Raw genomic sequence first — 18,951 nt, forward strand, 5'->3', positions numbered from 1 at the left:
TATGGTTTAAATTACACACAAAAATAAAAAAACCACCAAATATGTATTGGTGGAGACGGTGGGAGTCGAACCCACGTCCAAAAATATCGGCACTTAAGCTTCTACGAGTGTAGTCGATATATTAGCATTTCGCGAACTCTTCGGCCTATCGACAGGCTTCCAAGTTGCTAGTCTGATTGTTCTCTTCCTTCGCCCTCAGACGGCGAACTCCGGCGTAGTCCACTTAGTTTGAGTCCCTTACCCTACCACATGGACGATGGAGGGAGGAACCTTTAGTGCAATTAAGCAGCTAAAGAAAGATTGTTTTGTTTGCCAATTATAGGCTTTGACGTTTTAACGAGGCCGATCCCCTCGACTCGCAACCTAAGCTCGAACTATCCCTGTCGAATCCGTAACGTCCCCATGATAAAAATGGAGCATACGAAGAAAATATCGTGATAGCTACTAAGAGCTGTTTTTCAATGTGCAACAACCTTACATAAGTTATTATATCATACGCGCGCCGTTTTACAAATGTAAATATCTGTATTACATCTTTTGGCGATCACGGAACACGCGTGCAATTTCACGTTTTGCTTCTTTCTCTTTTAAATCGTGACGTTTATCGTATTGTTTCTTACCTTTTGCTAAACCAAGTGCCATTTTTGCAAATCCATTTTTCAAATAGATTCTAAGTGGAACTAATGCGTAACCTGTTTCTTTTGCAGCGCCCGCTAGCTTATCAATTTCTTTTTTATGAAGAAGTAATTTTCTCGTACGAAGTGGATCATGGTTGAAACGATTCCCTTGTTCGTATGTATTAATGTGCATATTATGAACCCATACTTCACCATTATGTACACGTGCAAACGCATCTTTCAAGTTCACGCGACCAGCGCGAATCGACTTAATTTCCGTTCCTTGAAGGACAAGCCCTGCTTCGTATGTTTCTTCGATGAAATAATCATGAAACGCTTTTTTATTTTGTGCAATAACCTTACCTGTACCCTTTGGCATATAACGTCCCTCCTCTATTTTTACTATTGTAACAAATGTAAACAAAAAGCGAAAGTGGCTCGCTTAGAATCTTTGGACATTGGAACTCCCGACAGAGAAGCGCTTTTTGCTTCGTCCGAGGGAGTGAAATGGCCAACAGATTCTAGCCACTGTAGCTGGATTATACAAAAAGCGAAAGTGGCTCGTTCAGAATGTGAGGTGGATGGAGCTTCTGACCTTGAGGCGCTCTTTGCCTCTGGGGAAGAAGCGAAGCCGCCAAACATTCTAGCCACTGTAGCTGGATTCCATCAAAAAGCGAAAGTGGCTCGCTCTCAAGCCACGAAGAAAAAAGAAAACGGCCCCGCTTTTCATCAAAGCGAAGCCACTCTTTTCTTACTTACGCTTTTTCTTTTTCTTCTTGAATCCTGGTACGTTTTCGAAAAATCCTTTTTTCTTCTTGCCGTTACCATCTTTTTTCCCTGGCTGACTTGCGGATGCGGATGTGGATGCAGATGCGGATCCTCTTCCTTTTCCTTTGCCACCACGGTCAAATTTTCTACCTGTGCCACGTTCACCGCCGCGCTCATTACTGCGCTCGCTACGTCCACCGCGTTTCTTTCTGCCTGTTCTTGGCTGCTCGATAACGACTGGACGATCTTTGAACTTACGACGAGGCGTACCTTTCATGCCAACGATTTCAAAGTCGATTGCACGCTCGTCTTTATTTACGTTAATAACGCGAATTGTAATTTCATCACCGATGCGGAATACGTTTCCTGTACGTTCTCCGATCATAGCGAAATGTTGCTCGTCATAACGGTAGTAATCATCCGTTAAATAACTAACGTGTACAAGACCTTCAATTGTATTTGGAAGCTCTACGAATAAACCGAAGTTTGTTACAGAGCTAATCATACCGTCATACTCTTCACCGATCTTATCAACCATATACTCTGCTTTTTTCATCTCATCTGTTTCACGCTCTGCTTCAACAGCACGGCGTTCCATATTAGAAGAGTGCTCTGCAATCTCAGGTAATTTTTCACGCCATTTTGCTTGCGTTTCATTGTCGACTTTACCATTAATAATGTATTCACGAATTAATCTATGAACAATTGTATCTGGGTAACGACGAATTGGTGATGTGAAATGTGTGTAGAACTCAGTTGATAAACCGAAATGTCCTAAACTATCCGCATCGTAACGAGCTTGCTTCATAGAACGAAGCATAACTGTTGAAATAACTACTTCTTCTGGCTGTCCTTGAACCATTTCAAGAATTTGTTGCAGCGCACGAGGATGCACTTCATTCGCACGTCCTTTTACCGCATATCCGAAGTTCGTTACAAACTCGAAGAAACGCTCAAGCTTATCTTCTTTCGGATCTTCATGGACACGGTACATAAACGGTACGTTCATCCAGTGGAAGTGCTCTGCTACTGTTTCATTCGCAACAAGCATAAATTCTTCAATTAACTTCTCTGATACAGAGCGATCGCGCATAACAACATCAGTCGGTTTTCCTTCTTCATCTACTAATACTTTCGCTTCTTTAAAGTCAAAGTCAATTGCACCACGGCGCATACGTTTTTCACGTAGAATTTGTGCCAATTGCCCCATCTCTTTAAACATCGGTACTAATGGCTCATAACGCTTAATTAACTCTTCGTCCTCATCTTCTAAAATGCTTCTTACGTCAGCATACGTCATACGCTCTGTCGTTTTAATCACACTTTGGAAAATCTCGTGTTTAACAACATCACCTAAGTTGTTGATTTCCATTTCACAAGATAATGTCAGACGGTCTACTTTCGGATTTAATGAGCAAATACCGTTAGATAGACGATGTGGAATCATTGGAATTACACGGTCAACAAGATACACACTTGTCGCTCTTTCCGCTGCTTCTACATCAATTGGAGAACCTTCTTGAACGTAATGACTTACATCCGCAATGTGAACGCCTAGCTTGTAATTGCCGTTCTCAAGCTTCGTTACTGTAACAGCGTCATCTAAATCTTTCGCATCTGCACCATCAATCGTTACGATCATTTGATCACGTAAATCACGGCGATCTTTTAAATCTTCTTCTGAAATCGTTTCTGGTACACTGTTTGCATGCTCCATCACTTCTTCAGGGAATGCTAAAGGTAAATGATGTTTATGAATGACAGATAAAATATCTACTCCTGGATCATTTTTATGACCTAGAATTTGAATAACTTCACCTTCTGCACTTAAACGGTTTTCTGGGTAGCTCGTAATTTTCACAACTACCTTATGACCTTCTACAGCACCCATTGATGCACTTTTCAAGATAAAGATATCACTCGTCCAGCGCTTATTGTCAGGTATAACAAATCCAAAGTTTTTCGATTCTGTATATGTACCAACAAGTTCTTTCGTTCCACGCTCTAAAATGCGTACAATTGAACCTTCTTGACGTGAACCGCTCGATTGAGAACTAAGACGTGCTAATACTGTATCGCCATGAAGTGCACCGTTTAATTCTGTAGGCGGGATGAAAAGATCATCGTCTCCCGTTTTCTTCTCATCTGGTACAACGAATGCAAAACCACGTGCATGTCCAATTAACTTACCTCTTACTAAATTCATCTTTTCAGGAAGACCGTAACGGTTGCTACGTGTACGAATAACAAGTCCCTTCTCTTCCATCATTACAAGTGCCTTTACAAAATCTTTAAAGCCCTCAGAACCTTCAATTCCAAATGCCTCTTCTAACTCTTGTATCGTTAGCGGTTTATACGCTTCTTCTCTCATAAATAATAACAACTTATCAATATGTTCTTGTGTGATTTCTTCCAAGCAAAAATACCTCCTTTAAAACCTTATATTATTTAGTGTATCCGAAAGATAGGGGATGTATAAAGCGAAACTTCAATACTCCCCTTATGATTTTTACAGTTTTCACAAAAAATTCCTTATGAAAAAAAGAGGCAACTAGATCTTACCAATCTAGTTGCTCCAAGAAGTTATATACATCCTCATGTAGCTCGTCACGTTGTTTATCAAGTGTAATGACATGCGTAGAGTCTTCATACCATTTAATGTCTTTTAACGTAGATTCTACACCGTTATAAATAATGTTAGCACTATCTGTATTAATCATTTCGTCATGACGTGCTTGTACAACAAATGTTGGTGCATAAATCATATCCACATTGTTACGTACGTCAGCAATTAATTGTTGTAATGCTTTTAATGTATTCATCGGTGTCTTTTGGAATTCCAACATTTCTTGTTCAATTTGTTCTGGTGATTTTTGCTCACGTTTTTTATATTCGCGGGCATATGCCAATATACCTTGGTACATCGTTTCTTCGCTCTTAATATACATCGGTGCACACATTGGTACTACACCTAAAACCGGTACTGTATAACCTAATTTTAAAGAAAATACGCCGCCAAGTGACAATCCAACAACAGCAATTTTCTCAAAACCTTTATCTTTTAAAAGCTGATATGCCTCCGTTACATCTTGCCACCAATCTGTAGGGCCTGTATGAACAAGCTCTTCTGGTGGTACACCGTGCCCTTTATAAATTGGTGCATGACAAGTATAGCCTTTCTTTTCTAAGAAACGCCCTAACATACGTACATCAGCTGAGTTCCCTGTGAATCCATGTAGTAATAAAACAGCGCGGTCTCCACCCTCAAATGTAAATGGTTTCGGAGATGCTAATTTCATCATGTACTTCTCCTCTTTCTCTTCTGTAATCTAGTCGTATTCTTTCTATATCTAGTGTACCATATTTACATTTCTATAATCTAATTAGAAACATCTTTCAAATGGCAAAACAAAAAAGAAGAACCATTAGTACATCTTACTAACGCTTCTTCTTTCAATTCTATAAGTTTAAGTACGTAACAGCAATTGTTAATACAAAGAACAATACAGCTAAAACAATTGTAATACGGTTTAATACTGCTTCAATTCCACGTGCTTTTTGCTTACCAAATAATTGCTCTGCACCGCCTGAAATTGCACCTGAAAGGCCTGAGCTATTACTAGACTGCATAAGTACCATAACAATCATTAAAATCGATACAGTAATAAGTAAAACGGATAATAACGTATGCACTTGGCGTACCTCCTACAAAGATTCAGTTATTGTAACTGTAGCATAAATCCTATAGAAAAGCGAGAGCTATAGAGTTGCCCTCGCTTTTCTTCTATTACATAAACATCATTGCAAATAACGGTCCAAGTAAACATGTCAAAATTGCTGTTAATGTCATTGTTACCGATCCAATAACACCTTCATGTTCGTTATTTTTCATTGCTCTCATAACACCCATAATATGAGAAGCACATCCGAATCCGATACCTTTACCAACTGAGTTTGTAACACGGCTCCATTTCAATAAGAGAGGTCCTGTAATTGTTCCAGTAATACCTGCGATAACAACGAAAGCTGCTGTTAAGGAAGGTACACCACCAACTTGTTCAGAAACGCTCATCGCAACTGGCATTGTCACCGATTTTGGTAAAGACGATAAGATTAAGCTTTTATCTGTTCCCATAAGTGAAGCAATAGCAAAATCACTAGCGATCGCGACTGTTGTACCTACTAATACCCCACCAGCAATTGGTACAACATATTTTTGCAGAACATGACGTTGTTTATAAAGAGGAATTGCAAATGCTACAACACCGGGTCCAAGTAGCTTTGCAATCCAGCCACCACCACTTTCCATATAATGTTGATATGGTATATCAAGCACGATAAATAGGAAAGCCATTAATCCTGTTGCTACAAGCATTGGAATGGTGAATGGTGTTGGAAATAATTTATAGATTTTTTTAGATAATTGATATAATAGCACCGTAAAAAGAACCCAACCGATTCCGATTAATATTTGGCTCATCGCGACTCTCTTTCCTTCCTATTCGCAAGATATTGTCCTGTATGTCCTGCGACAATAATAATTAAAAATGTACTCGCTACAACTGTAATGAAAAGAGAAATTCCTTTACTCATAAAAAAAGCACCGTAATTCATTAGGCCAAGCGTTGGCGGAATTAATAAAAACGGCATAATAGCAACGAGTGTTTCTGCTCCTAAATCGAACCATTTCACTGGAAGAACTTTTAGGCTAAGTAAAACAAGTAAGAGGAACATCCCAATCAAACTTCCTGGAATTGGAATGTTTAACATTTCTTGCACCCAAGTTCCAACCATATAAAACACGTAAAGAGCAGCAATTTGGACAAGAATCTTTGTAAATTTCATGTTCATCATCCCTCATGTTTATACGATCTTCTGTTAATATCTTTATCATAGTATAAATTGTAAAAAGCTGCAATTTATCAACTTGACAGCAAAAACAGCCTATGTTACACGCTTACAACCTTGATATGACTGCATTTTCAAACAAAAATTATGTCAAAAACCTTGACCTAATATAAAAAGTTTTTATTTTCTGAATTTATAAGACTGTTATTTCAATAAAATAATCTTTTTATCCTTAAACTTACATATATATAAAGTGAAACTTTAATCATTGAGGGTTTCCTCATCCCCATTGATCATTCCTCACCAAGCGGGTTTGTACGGGATAAACAAGATAGGTGGTGAACATATGCCCAAAAAAGTTCTCATTTTTTGTGATCCTGGGATTGATGATACGATGGCTCTCCTCTTAGCATTCTTTATCAATGAAATAGAAATCGTCGGTATCGTTGCTGATTATGGCAATGTTCCAAAAAAAATGTCCGTAGAAAATGCTCATTTTCTTACAAGCGAAGTAAAGGGTAGAAATATCAAAATCTTTGGTGGATCAGAACGTCCAATTACTGGTGCTCCTCCTGCTTTTTTTACAGATGTACACGGGAAACAAGGGCTCGGGCCAATTATTCCAAAGGTGAATGTAACTAACGAAGAAATGGAGAATTTTTTTGAAGTTATTCCTCTTATTGAACAGTATAAAGATGAATTAATTATTGTGAGCTTAGGAAGACTTACCTCCCTAGCAATTTTATTTATCGTATGTAAACAATTAATGGAGCAAGTTAAATCCTACTACGTAATGGGCGGTGCCTTTTTACATCCTGGTAATGTTACCCCTATTTCCGAAGCAAACTTTTATGGTGACCCTACTGCAGCTAATATAGTCCTTCAATCCGCAGCTAACATGTACATATACCCATTAAACGTCACCCAATATTCCATCATTACACCAGAAATGGCCGAATACATTGAGGCCAAAGGAAAAGCCCCACTTGTCAAACCGTTATTCGATCATTATTACTACGGATATTATAAAGACGCCCTACCACATTTAAAGGGCAGCCCCTTCCATGACACAATGCCAATACTCGCTTTACTTGATAACTCTATGTTTACCTATCACAAATCACCTATCGTTGTCATGACAGAATCTTATGCACAAGGGGCAAGCATTGGAGAATTTCGCTCTTTAGGAGAACCTAAACCATTTATTGATTGGCCGAGTCATCAAATAGCAATTGATTTTGATTATAACCGCTTCTTCAAACATTTCATGTCACTTATGACAGGTGAACAATTTTAACATAAAAAAACAGACCGTGATTTCTCACGGTCTGTCATTTATTTTCTACAATTATCGTTTGATGTTATAGAAAGATTTGATACCATCGTAAACAGCGATTTCGCCTAGTTCGTCTTCGATGCGTAATAATTGGTTGTACTTAGCAATACGGTCAGTACGGCTCATAGAACCAGTTTTGATTTGGCCAGCGTTAGTTGCAACTGCGATGTCAGCGATTGTAGCATCTTCAGTTTCACCAGAACGGTGAGATACAACTGCTGTGTAACCAGCACGTTTAGCCATTTCGATAGCTTCGAAAGTCTCAGTTAAAGTACCGATTTGGTTAACTTTAATTAAGATTGAGTTAGAGATACCTTTTTCGATACCTTCAGCAAGTTTTTGAGTGTTAGTTACGAATAAATCGTCACCAACTAATTGTACTTTATCACCGATACGCTCAGTTAATAATTTGTGACCATCCCAGTCGTTTTCGTCTAAACCATCTTCGATAGAGATGATTGGGAAGTCTTTGCAAAGCTCTTCGTAGAAATCAACCATTTCTGCAGAAGTTAAGCCAGTACGGCCTTCGCCTGCAAGGTCATATTTACCAGTTTCTTTGTTGTAGAACTCAGAAGAAGCAACGTCCATTCCTAAGAATACGTTCTCGCCAGCTTTGTAACCAGCTTTTTCGATAGCTTCGATGATTACTTCTAGAGCTTCACGGTTAGAACCAAGGTTTGGAGCGAATCCACCTTCGTCACCTACTGCAGTGTTAAGACCTTTGTCATGTAATACAGCTTTAAGTGCATGGAATACTTCAGCACCCATACGGATTGATTCTTTGAATGTTGGAGCACCAACTGGTAAGATCATGAACTCTTGGAAGTCAACGTTGTTATCAGCGTGAGAACCACCGTTGATGATGTTCATCATTGGAGTTGGTAATTGTTTTGCATTGAATCCACCAAGGTAACGGTATAATGGAAGACCTACGAAGTCAGCTGCTGCGTGAGCTACTGCCATAGATACACCAAGGATAGCGTTAGCGCCTAGTTTACCTTTGTTTGGAGTGCCATCTAATTCGATCATAGCACGGTCGATACCAGCTTGGTCAGTTACATCGAAACCAGCGATTTCTGGAGCGATAATTTCGTTAACGTTGTTTACTGCGTTAACAACACCTTTACCAAGGTAACGAGATTTGTCACCGTCACGTAATTCTACTGCTTCGTGCTCACCAGTAGATGCACCACTTGGTACGATAGCGCGTCCGAAAGCGCCGCTTTCTGTGTAAACTTCTACTTCTACAGTTGGGTTACCACGAGAGTCAAGGACTTCGCGAGCATAAACATCAATAATTGTTGACATAATAAATTCTCTCCTTTTTATATAAGCAAATTATTTAATAACTGTTTTACCTGTCATTTCTTTCGGTTGTTCCACATTTAAAAGTGTAAGCATTGTTGGAGCGATATCTCCTAAAATACCACCTTCACGAAGCTCTACATCATTTTTTGTAACGATGAAAGGAACCGGGTTAGTTGTATGAGCTGTCATAGGACCGCCATCAGCAGTTAACTCCTGATCAGCATTACCATGGTCAGCAGTAATAAGTGCTACACCATCTTTTGCAAGAATTGCTTCTACAACTTTTCCTAAACATTCGTCAGTTGCTTCTACTGCTTTAATTGTTGGTTCCATCATCCCAGAATGGCCAACCATATCACAGTTCGCAAAGTTAAGAATGATAACATCATGTTTATCATTTTCGATTTCATTTACTAAAGCGTCCGTTACTTCGTAAATGCTCATTTCAGGTTTCAAGTCATACGTTGCAACCTTTGGTGAGTTAATTAAGATACGCTCTTCTCCTGGGAATTCAGCCTCACGACCACCGCTAAAGAAGAATGTAACGTGCGGATACTTTTCAGTTTCCGCGATGCGAAGTTGCTTTAATCCCGCTTGCGCAACAACTTCACCTAAAGTGTTATCAAGGTTCATTGGCTTGAATGCCACGTAACCATCTACAGTTTCACTGAAGTGTGTCATACATACGAATTCTGGAATGTGAGGTACTTTTTCACCACGATCGAACTCACGGAAGTCTTCGTTTGTAAATACACGAGCAATTTGAATTGCACGGTCTGGACGGAAGTTATAGAAGATAACTGCATCATCATCATTGATTGTTGCAACTGGCGTGTTATCTTCGTTAACAATTACAGACGGCAATACGAATTCATCATAGATACCATTCGCATAAGAGTCTTCTACACACTCTTCTGCTGATTTATAAGTAGGGCCTTCACCATTCACCATAGCACTGTAACATTTTTCTACGCGATCCCAACGCTTGTCACGGTCCATAGAGTAATAACGACCAGAGATAGTCGCGAATTGTCCTACTCCTGTTTCTTTAATTACTTCATTCGTTGCATCGATATAACCTTTTGCTGTTTGTGGTCCAACATCGCGGCCGTCTAAGAATGCATGGATATAAACTTTCTCCACGCCTTCTTTTGCTGCTAAGCGAAGAAGAGCAAACATATGGTTCATGTGACTGTGCACACCACCGTCAGAAAGTAAACCGAATAAATGAAGTGCAGTACCTTTTTCTTTTACGCTTTTAATTGCATTTTGGAAAGTTTCGTTCTTATCGAACTCACCTTCACGAATTGCAACGTTAACGCGTGTTAAGCTTTGATATACTACGCGGCCAGCACCGATATTTAAGTGACCAACCTCAGAGTTACCCATTTGACCTTCTGGAAGACCTACCGCCTCACCACAAGCTGTAAGCGTTGTATGAGGGAATTTGTTCCAGTAACCATCAAAATTAGGTTTCTTAGCTTGTGCTACAGCATTCCCGTAAGTTTCTTCACGAAGTCCGAAACCGTCAAGAATGATTAAAGCTGTTGGCTTTCTCATTTTACCGCCCCCAGAAGACCTAAGAACGAAGCAGGCTCTAAGCTAGCACCGCCAACTAAAGCGCCGTCGATGTCAGATTGTGCCATATACTCTTTAATGTTTTCTGGTTTTACGCTACCGCCGTATTGGATACGAACAGCTTCTGCAGCTTCTGGAGAAACAGCTTCTGCAACAACTTTACGGATGTGCGCACATACTTCGTTTGCGTCTGCAGAAGAAGAAGATTTACCTGTACCGATAGCCCAGATTGGCTCATAAGCGATAACAGTTGCTTTAACTTGCTCTTCTGTTAAACCTGCAAGTGCTTTTGTCACTTGATCTGCTACTAGATCAAATGTTTTTCCGCTTTCGCGCTCTTCTAAAGTCTCACCACAACATACGATTGGTGTTAAACCATGTTCAAATGCTGCGATAGTCTTTTTGTTTACTGATTCGTCTGTTTCAGCAAACATTTCACGACGCTCAGAGTGGCCAAGTACTACATAGCCAACTTTTAAGTCGCTAAGTGCTACTGGGCTAATTTCGCCAGTGAATGCACCATTTTTTTCGAAGTGCATGTTTTGTGCACCTACTTGTAAGTCAGTTCCTTCAGTTGCTGCTACAAGGCGCTCTAAGAATAGAGCTGGAGAGCAAACTACTGCATCAACAGCTGAAGCTGCTGGGATTTGACCTTTAACTTCCTCTACGAAGCTAACTGCTTCAGATAGAGTTTTATTCATTTTCCAGTTACCTGCGATAATTGGTTTACGCATGCTTTGCACCGTCCTTTTTCTTTGGCTGCTACTTATTTGTCGTTAAGACAAACTACACCTGGAAGCTCTTTACCTTCCATGAATTCTAATGACGCACCGCCGCCAGTAGAAATGTGGCTCATTTTATCAGCCATACCGAATTTTTCAACAGCTGCTGCAGAGTCACCACCGCCGATAACAGAGTATGTATCTTCTGCATCTGCTAATGCTTGTCCTACTGCTTTTGTACCTTCTGCGAATGGAGTCATTTCGAATACACCCATTGGTCCATTCCATACAACAAGCTTAGAATTTTTAATTACATCTGCATAAATTTCACGTGTTTTAGGACCGATGTCCACGCCTTCCCAGTTAGAAGGGATAGAGTCGATACCAACGATTTTAGTTGTTGCAGTTTCAGAGAATTCCTCAGTGATTACAACATCAACTGGCATGTAGAAGTTTACGCCTTTTTCTTTTGCAAGTTGCATAAATTCTTTAGCTAGTTCAATCTTGTCGTCTTCACATAGAGATAGACCAATTTCATGACCTAAAGCTTTAACGAATGTGTAAGCAAGTCCGCCACCGATGATTAAGTTATCTACTTTGTCTAATAGATGACGAATTACACCGATTTTATCTTTTACTTTCGCACCACCGATGATAGCTGTAAATGGACGTTCTGGGTTAGAAAGTGCTTTACCAAGTACATCTAACTCTTTTTCCATTAATAGACCAGATACTGCTGGTAGGTAGTCTGCGATACCTGCTGTAGAAGCATGAGCACGGTGAGCTGCACCGAATGCATCGTTTACGAAGATGTCAGCAAGTGCTGCAAATTCTTTCGCAAGTTCTGCATCGTTCTTTTCTTCGCCCGCATAGAAACGTACGTTTTCAAGAACTAATACGTCGCCTTCGTTCATTGCTGCAACCATTTCTTGTGCAACTGGTCCGAATGCTTCGTCCGCTTTTTTAACATCTTTACCAAGAAGCTCGCCTAAACGTGCTGCTACTGGAGTAAGACGTAATTCTTCTACTGCTTGACCTTTTGGACGGCCTAAGTGGCTTGCTAAAATAACTTTCGCACCTTGCTCTACTAAATATTGAATTGTAGGAAGAGCTGCACGGATACGAGTTTCATCTGTAATTTTGCCTTCTTTCATAGGTACGTTGAAATCAACGCGGCAAAATACACGCTTACCTTTTAAATCTACGTCACGAATTGATTTTTTGTTCATTGGATTTCCCTCCGACTACTAGTTAGGATTGACAAAACCCATTCAAAAGCTTAACACATTTGCTTTTAAAACGAAAGAAGAGAGAGAGGGAACAAACCCTCTCCCTCGTTTTGTCATTGATAACTTATATAATTAAGAATTAAAGACCTTTTGAAGTCATGTAAGCTGCTAAGTCTACTACGCGGTTAGAGTAACCAGTTTCGTTATCGTACCAAGAAAGTACTTTAACCATGTTACCTTCCATTACCATTGTAGATAATGCATCGATTGTAGAAGAAGCTGTACATCCGTTATAGTCGATAGATACTAATGGCTCTTCGCTGTATCCAAGGATACCTTTTAATTCGCCTTCAGCTGCTGCTTTGAATGCTGCGTTTACATCTTCAACTGTTACTTCTTTGTCAAGTTCAACAACTAAGTCAACAAGAGAAACGTTAGCAGTTGGAACACGTACAGCGCCACCGTTTAATTTACCTTTAAGTTCTGGTAATACTAATGCTACAGCTTTAGCTGCACCAGTAGATGTTGGGATCATGTTTTCAGCTGCTGCACGAGCACGACGTAAATCTTTGTGTGGTAAGTCTAAGATTTGTTGGTCGTTAGTGTAAGAGTGAATTGTTGTCATCATTCCGCGTTTTACGCCGAATTTTTCGTTTAATACTTTAGCGAATGGAGCTAGACAGTTTGTAGTACAAGAAGCGTTAGATACTACGTTGTGGTTAGCTGCATCGTATTGTTCGTGGTTAACACCCATAACTACAGTGATATCTTCGTCAGAAGCTGGAGCTGAGATGATAACTTTCTTAACTGATCCACCTAAGTGTTTTTCAGCGTCTGATTTTTTAGTGAAACGGCCAGTAGATTCTACTACTACTTCTACTCCGTAGTCGCTCCATGGTAATTGAGCTGGGTCACGCTCAGCGATAACTTTAATTTCTTTACCGTTAACAACGATGCTGTTTTCGTTAGCAGATACTTCTGCATTTAAAGTTCCGTGAACTGTGTCATATTTTAAAAGGTGAGCTAATGTTTTAGCATCTGTTAAGTCGTTGATTGCTACTACTTCTACCTCAGAGTTGTTAAGAGCTGCGCGGAATACGTTACGTCCGATACGTCCAAATCCATTAATACCAATTTTAGTCATTTGAATTTCCTCCTTGGGGGATTATATTAAAGGGTAAAACCCTTTGTTAACTGTTTTGCTGCACCTTCATCTGTAATTAGAATTGAAGTGTGCCCTTGCTTTATTACAGCCTGTATTGCTTTTGCCTTTGAAGAACCTCCAGCGACTGCAACAACGTGAGATACATTTTGTAAATCCTCTAGTTGCATACCCACTGTTCTTACTTTATGAACAACATTTCCTTCTTCATTAAAGTAGTAACCGAAAGCTTCGCCAACTGCTTCGCTTGCCTGAATCTTTAACCAATCTGCTTCTGAAGTACTTCTGCGACGTGCCATTGTTAACGCATCACCTATTCCATGAATGACGATATTGGAAGATCGAATCAACTCAAGAACTTCTTTCACGGAAGGCTCTGTCACAATAGACGCATATGCTTCGCTACTAACATGGTCTGGAACATACAATAAGCGATAATTACTCATCGTATTTTGCGCCATCTTGGCACAAATGGTATTGGCTTCTAATTCAACACCTTCTCCAATTCCACCACGTGCTGGGACAAATATCATATGTAAATCTTTGCAATCAAGTTGCATCATGTCCGCAGCAGCAGCTAGCGTAGTTCCTCCAGCCACAGCAACGATATTATTCGCTGTCAGACGGTCTTTTATACAAGTCACACAAGCACGGCCCATCTCCAGTTTGACCCAAGGTGATTCATCACTATCACCAGGGACAACGAAAACTTCATCCAAGTCTAATGTTTCCTTAAGTTGCTTTTCTAAAACCTTTAACCCGGAAATTTCTTTCATAAAGTCTTCCAAAGCAAGAACTAAAGCTGTTCCTTCTTCTGTCAAAGTCATTCCAGAAGAAGCGACGTGAACTAAGTTTTGTTCTTTCAAAACTTGAACTTCACTTCGCAATACTCGTTCTGTCATACCGAGGCTTGCTGATAAGTTTCTTCTTCCAATCGGCTGCATGAGCCTAATGTATTGAAGAATTTGCATTCTCGTTTGCATAACAGGTAGCAGATCAGGTAATAATTTTTTTGTGTTCTGAATCCATGAGCGCATATCTTTTCTCCTCACTACATTGGTTCATTTTTCCTTCGTGGTCACTTTACGTCCCGTAGTGACATTTTGTGTCCCACATAGGTTAAAAAAATAATCCCTGCTACGTGTATTATTGTAACAGGAGATAGAAACTTATTCAACTCTTAACTGCATTCTTTATATAGTTTATTATGACACCTTTGTGAATGTTACCATATTCTACTTGTTTTCCGTCCATTTCTACAACCGGAATCATTAAGTGATATTTTTCTAAAAGGTCATTATCTTCATATATATCTATTTCCTCGATTTGAAAAGAATATTCACATTGTACTTCCTGTAAAACTTGTTTCGCCTTCACGCAAAGGCCACAATCTTTTTTAGTATACAGTACAACTTTCATCTTCTTCACCTATCCGATCGTTTTTCGTAATGACGAAGCTGGGATATGCATTTGTTCTCTATACTTCGCCACTGTTCTTCGAGAAATAACAATTTCATGCTCTTCTTCTAATAATTTTGAAATCTTTTGATCTGAAAGTGGCTTTTTCTTATCCTCTGCCCCAATTAGCGTTTGAATAAATTGTTTTACACGTTTTGTAGAAACTGCTTCATCTTCAGTCGTCGAAACGGCATTGCTAAAGAACGATTTCATCTCAAATAAACCGTGTGGTGTTTGCACATATTTATTTCGCGTCGCACGACTAATTGTTGATTCATGCACACTTAACTCTTCCGCTACCTCTTTTAAAGCGAGAGGTCTTAAATACTCTGGACCTTTCCAGAAGAAATCACGTTGTTTTTCCATAATAATATTCATCACTTGCAGCAGCGTCTGTTTTCTCTGCTTCAAACTGCGCATAATCCACTGCACATGCTGATACTTTTCTGATACGTAAGATGCTACTTCACTTTCACTATTATTAAGAAGCGCACTATATTCAGAATGAATTTCAATTCTTGGCATATTTCTCTCATTCATTTGTAAAACGAGGCGATCGCCATCTTTTTTCACCGCCATATCAGGCACAATATAAAGTGGTTTATCTGAAGAAAACGCAAGACCTGGTTTTGGTTGTAATGACGTTATACAATTTACCGCACTCTGTAATTCCTCATTACTACATTTCAACACTTGAACGAGCTTTCGCCAATCTTTCTTCACAAAATAAGCGAAATGATCTTCTACAACCTCTTCTGCTAATCCATTCCGTCTTTGTAAGCGCTTCAATTGCAAGGTTAAACATTCCTGAATATTACGCGCCCCTACCCCTGCTGGTTCCAGTGATTGGACAAGCTCTACAGAGCGGTCGACTACATGAATATGCGCAGAAAGGAGCTCTGCTAACTCTTCATTCGTTTCTTGTAAATATCCATTTCCATCCATGTTCATAATAATGAAAGAAGCTACTTTTCGCTCTTCTTCATCTATTTTATAATACTGTATTTGATTTAATAAATGTTGCTGAATCGTTGTAGAATCCACACTGTAGATCTCCATCTGATTCTCGACTTGTTTGCTGGTACTTTTACTGTTGTTAGAGCTCTTTTTCTTCTCCCTCTCAAAACCACCTAACTCAATAAGGGGATTCTCTAACGATTGCTCATACAAAAACTCCGATAATTCTTGTACATTATACTGGAGCATTGTAATCGCTTGCCTTAACTCTTGTGTCATTGCCAAACGTAAGCTTTGTTCTTGTAAAAGACTTGCCTTCAAACTAATCTCCCCCTTGTTTCTATTGTACAATAAGTTTGGTAAAAGGAGAATGCTATCACAGACACCCATTCCAAAATATTATTAATTTATATGTATTAATGAGATTTACAACTTACAACCTAAATTTGAATAATATTGAAAGAAAATAATAAACTCAATTATTTGTTACCACATACTAATAGTAACCCTTAATTTTATATATAACAACATTAAATTTATCTCTGTTCAATTCCAAAATAAAAAGAGCAGTTTAGGTATAGTGACACTTCACTATGCCTAACTACTCTTTTACGATTCTTAATTAAGAAAGAAACCTCTTATTTAAAGCTAAGGAACTTTGATTCCTAATTACATAGGAATCATAGAGATAATCGTTCGATTCACTAGACGCTCCTTGAATTCCTCTCATCTCTTCCACAGACAACTCAACTATTTTTTTCACGCTTCTCTCGTTATTACTATCCATCATTTTTTGTTTTCTTTTCGAAAAAAATCCCATAATTTATTCCCCCCTGCAATTAATTATTTTTTAACAATTGAATGAATTTAAGGCTCTTACCACTTCTTAATACACCTTTCGGATAGACCTTCGCTGCAAACATAGCAATTAAGCTAATGCTAGCCAGTAATACAACCATAGATGTAATAATTTCTAAATTCCCAACGGATCCATTAATAATCCTAACTACCATACTAATTGGAGCTGTAAACGGAACATATGATGTCACCCTTGATACTAGCCCTTCAGGGTTATCAAGTACTACTAATAACTCCACCACTAAGCTTCCCATCAATATAAGAGTAATCGGCATCGTTGTTCCGGATAATTCTTCTGGCCTGCTTACCATAGAACCAAACACTGCGAAAAGTGCCGCATAAACGAAGTAACCGAGAACAAAATATAACAAGAAATATGCAGCATGCTCACCTGTAATCATATTTACATCAATATTCACTCCAAAAAACGAATCCGATACCTTGAAAATTCCAGATTTAATATATAGCGCCATACTAAGGAAGAAAATAAATAACTGTGTCAAACTAGCAAGACCGACTCCTAATATCTTCCCAAAGACCATGTGAACAGGCGACACCTTCGTTACCATCACTTCCATAACACGCGACGCCTTCTCTGACGCTACCGCTGTAGCAATCGCATTTCCATACGAAGTAATTGCTAAGTACATAATCGCTACTAATAAATACACCAGTAAGAATGAGCTTGTTTCTTCGTTATTTAAGTTTTGCTTTTTCGCTTGCACGTTCATCGTCAGTGATTTCACAGCCTCTTCTGATAACTGTTGTTTAACTACCGCACTTTGAAAATACTGATTTTGTACAAATACCTGCGCACTTTGAATCAACTTAGGATTATCCACCTTCATAAAGTAATCTAATACTGGTTCAGCACCCGCACCCTCTTTTAATATAAAGAGCGCTTCGACTTTCTTATCTAACAAATCTTGCTTATATTGATTTAATTTTGTTTTATCACCTAAAGACCAATCCCATTCCGGAAGAGCTTTACTAAGATTAGATTGATCCAAAGTAACATTAGGTGCTTCGGAAATAAATACAACTTTTGCTTTTTCTTTCTCTCCAGAAAACTTTTGTACTAAAGTTGGAAAGGAGAATAAGAATATCCCTCCCCCTATTAATAACAATGTCATCCCAATAAATATTTTCGTCCTCACACGATCCCAATACGTTTGCCCTAAAACAATCCAGAAATTCCTCATTACTTATGCACCCGCCTTTTCAACAAAGATTTGATGTAAAGAAGGTTCTTTAATAGAAACATCTCGGATATATTGTTTAGTTTTAATGTCTTCAAGCAGCGAAAATGCATCCTCTCCATCATTAACTTTAATCATGAACGTACGATTAACTTTTTCAAAATTGAAATTTTTCTTTTTAAGAATAGGTTCAATATCCCCTTCCGTTTGCAACGTCATATATTTGTATTGATAACTTTTCTTAATATCTGACAAGGCACCCGATAATACAAGTTGACCATTTTTCATAATACAAAATTCCTCACAGAACGTTTCTACACTGTCCATTTGATGACTACAGAAGATAATCGTTTTTCTTTGCGCGATTAACTCGAGCACAACATTTTTTAACATCTCTGCATTTACAGGATCCAATCCACTAAATGGTTCATCTAGTATGATGAATTCCGGATTATGCAATATCGCTGAAATCAATTGAATTTTTTGTTGATTTCCCTTTGACAATTCCTCTGTTTTCTTCTTTAAATGTGGTGTCATTTCTAATTTTTCTAGCCACTGTAACGCATGCCTTTTTGCAAGATTAGCTGGCATTCCTTCTAACTTGCCGAAATACACCAATTGCTCCACTACATTCATTTTCGGGTATAATCCACGCTCTTCTGGTAAATAGCCAATAGATAGGTCTTTCTTTGAAAAAGGGCGATTATTCCATAGAATTTGGCCGCTATCCGGTTTGATTAAATCTAAGATCATACGAATTGTTGTCGTCTTACCAGCACCATTTCGGCCCAGCATCCCTAAAATTCCACCTTCTTCTACACGTATATTTAAATCATTAACGGCTTTATATTCACCAAATGTTTTATTTAATCCTTGAATTTCAAATGCCATCCATAACAGCTCCTTTTAGC

Annotated in this window: 18 protein-coding genes and 1 other RNA gene; 1 reads left to right on the forward strand and 18 read right to left on the reverse strand. The window is 38.8% G+C overall.

Annotated elements, in window-relative coordinates:
- Positions 1 to 47: 47 nt before the first annotated feature.
- The 7 genes from ssrA to H6481_RS17830 all read right to left on the reverse strand — a co-directional run bounded on the left by ssrA (position 48) and on the right by H6481_RS17830 (position 6,230).
- Positions 48 to 402: a transfer-messenger RNA gene (gene ssrA / locus H6481_RS17800) on the reverse strand.
- 126 nt (positions 403 to 528) lie between these two features.
- Entirely contained in the window at positions 529 to 996 is a 468-nt protein-coding gene (gene smpB / locus H6481_RS17805; RefSeq protein WP_001123920.1) for an SsrA-binding protein, read from the reverse strand.
- Between the two features lie 372 nt (positions 997 to 1,368).
- Positions 1,369 to 3,801 carry a ribonuclease R gene (gene rnr, locus H6481_RS17810; protein ID WP_063538040.1) on the reverse strand — a complete coding sequence of 811 codons (2,433 nt, stop codon included), beginning with the start codon at positions 3,799 to 3,801 and terminating at the stop codon, positions 1,369 to 1,371.
- Positions 3,802 to 3,943: 142 nt separating this feature from the next.
- Positions 3,944 to 4,684: a carboxylesterase gene (estA, locus tag H6481_RS17815; protein WP_000761986.1), complete on the reverse strand. Its 741-nt coding sequence runs from the start codon at positions 4,682 to 4,684 to the stop codon at positions 3,944 to 3,946.
- 160 nt (positions 4,685 to 4,844) lie between these two features.
- Positions 4,845 to 5,078 carry a preprotein translocase subunit SecG gene (gene secG / locus H6481_RS17820; protein ID WP_000557266.1) on the reverse strand — a complete coding sequence of 78 codons (234 nt, stop codon included), beginning with the start codon at positions 5,076 to 5,078 and terminating at the stop codon, positions 4,845 to 4,847.
- 94 nt (positions 5,079 to 5,172) lie between these two features.
- Complete coding sequence (locus H6481_RS17825) at positions 5,173 to 5,865, reverse strand: LrgB family protein (RefSeq protein ID WP_000078304.1); 693 nt, start codon at positions 5,863 to 5,865, stop codon at positions 5,173 to 5,175.
- A complete protein-coding gene (locus H6481_RS17830; RefSeq protein ID WP_000673222.1) occupies positions 5,862 to 6,230 on the reverse strand; it encodes a CidA/LrgA family holin-like protein in 369 nt (122 codons plus the stop codon). Before H6481_RS17830 ends, H6481_RS17825 begins: the two co-directional genes overlap by 4 nt.
- A 349-nt stretch (positions 6,231 to 6,579) precedes the next feature.
- Between H6481_RS17830 and H6481_RS17835 the strand changes: the two genes are divergently transcribed.
- Complete coding sequence (locus H6481_RS17835) at positions 6,580 to 7,530, forward strand: nucleoside hydrolase (RefSeq protein WP_071731512.1); 951 nt, start codon at positions 6,580 to 6,582, stop codon at positions 7,528 to 7,530.
- Between the two features lie 51 nt (positions 7,531 to 7,581).
- Here the strand turns inward: H6481_RS17835 and eno are convergent, their stop codons facing one another.
- From eno to H6481_RS17890, 11 genes are all read right to left on the reverse strand, one after another.
- Positions 7,582 to 8,877 (reverse strand): phosphopyruvate hydratase, encoded by a 1,296-nt coding sequence (gene eno / locus H6481_RS17840; protein WP_000103951.1) that lies wholly within the window; start codon positions 8,875 to 8,877, stop codon positions 7,582 to 7,584.
- Positions 8,878 to 8,907: 30 nt separating this feature from the next.
- Complete coding sequence (gpmI, locus tag H6481_RS17845) at positions 8,908 to 10,437, reverse strand: 2,3-bisphosphoglycerate-independent phosphoglycerate mutase (protein WP_182812547.1); 1,530 nt, start codon at positions 10,435 to 10,437, stop codon at positions 8,908 to 8,910.
- Positions 10,434 to 11,189, reverse strand: coding sequence for a triose-phosphate isomerase (tpiA, locus tag H6481_RS17850; RefSeq protein WP_182812550.1), 756 nt, complete (start codon positions 11,187 to 11,189; stop codon positions 10,434 to 10,436). Before tpiA ends, gpmI begins: the two co-directional genes overlap by 4 nt.
- A gap of 32 nt (positions 11,190 to 11,221) precedes the next feature.
- Positions 11,222 to 12,406, reverse strand: coding sequence for a phosphoglycerate kinase (locus H6481_RS17855; protein WP_001036331.1), 1,185 nt, complete (start codon positions 12,404 to 12,406; stop codon positions 11,222 to 11,224).
- A 139-nt stretch (positions 12,407 to 12,545) separates the two neighbouring features.
- Positions 12,546 to 13,550 (reverse strand): type I glyceraldehyde-3-phosphate dehydrogenase, encoded by a 1,005-nt coding sequence (gene gap, locus H6481_RS17860; RefSeq protein WP_000161234.1) that lies wholly within the window; start codon positions 13,548 to 13,550, stop codon positions 12,546 to 12,548.
- 26 nt (positions 13,551 to 13,576) lie between these two features.
- Entirely contained in the window at positions 13,577 to 14,605 is a 1,029-nt protein-coding gene (gene cggR, locus H6481_RS17865) for a gapA transcriptional regulator CggR (protein ID WP_182812553.1), read from the reverse strand.
- A 136-nt stretch (positions 14,606 to 14,741) separates the two neighbouring features.
- A complete protein-coding gene (locus H6481_RS17870) occupies positions 14,742 to 14,987 on the reverse strand; it encodes a glutaredoxin family protein (RefSeq protein WP_000869730.1) in 246 nt (81 codons plus the stop codon).
- 9 nt (positions 14,988 to 14,996) lie between these two features.
- Positions 14,997 to 16,304, reverse strand: coding sequence for an RNA polymerase factor sigma-54 (gene rpoN / locus H6481_RS17875; protein ID WP_000647953.1), 1,308 nt, complete (start codon positions 16,302 to 16,304; stop codon positions 14,997 to 14,999).
- Between the two features lie 301 nt (positions 16,305 to 16,605).
- Positions 16,606 to 16,803 carry a hypothetical protein gene (locus tag H6481_RS17880; protein WP_000505575.1) on the reverse strand — a complete coding sequence of 66 codons (198 nt, stop codon included), beginning with the start codon at positions 16,801 to 16,803 and terminating at the stop codon, positions 16,606 to 16,608.
- Positions 16,804 to 16,822: 19 nt separating this feature from the next.
- Entirely contained in the window at positions 16,823 to 18,043 is a 1,221-nt protein-coding gene (locus H6481_RS17885; RefSeq protein ID WP_182812556.1) for an ABC transporter permease, read from the reverse strand.
- A 3-nt stretch (positions 18,044 to 18,046) separates the two neighbouring features.
- Positions 18,047 to 18,931 carry an ATP-binding cassette domain-containing protein gene (locus tag H6481_RS17890; protein WP_182812559.1) on the reverse strand — a complete coding sequence of 295 codons (885 nt, stop codon included), beginning with the start codon at positions 18,929 to 18,931 and terminating at the stop codon, positions 18,047 to 18,049.
- Positions 18,932 to 18,951 lie beyond the last annotated feature (20 nt).

It is taken from the genome of Bacillus sp. ME78 (assembly GCF_903970865.1).
Lineage (GTDB): Bacteria > Bacillota > Bacilli > Bacillales > Bacillaceae_G > Bacillus_A > Bacillus_A cereus.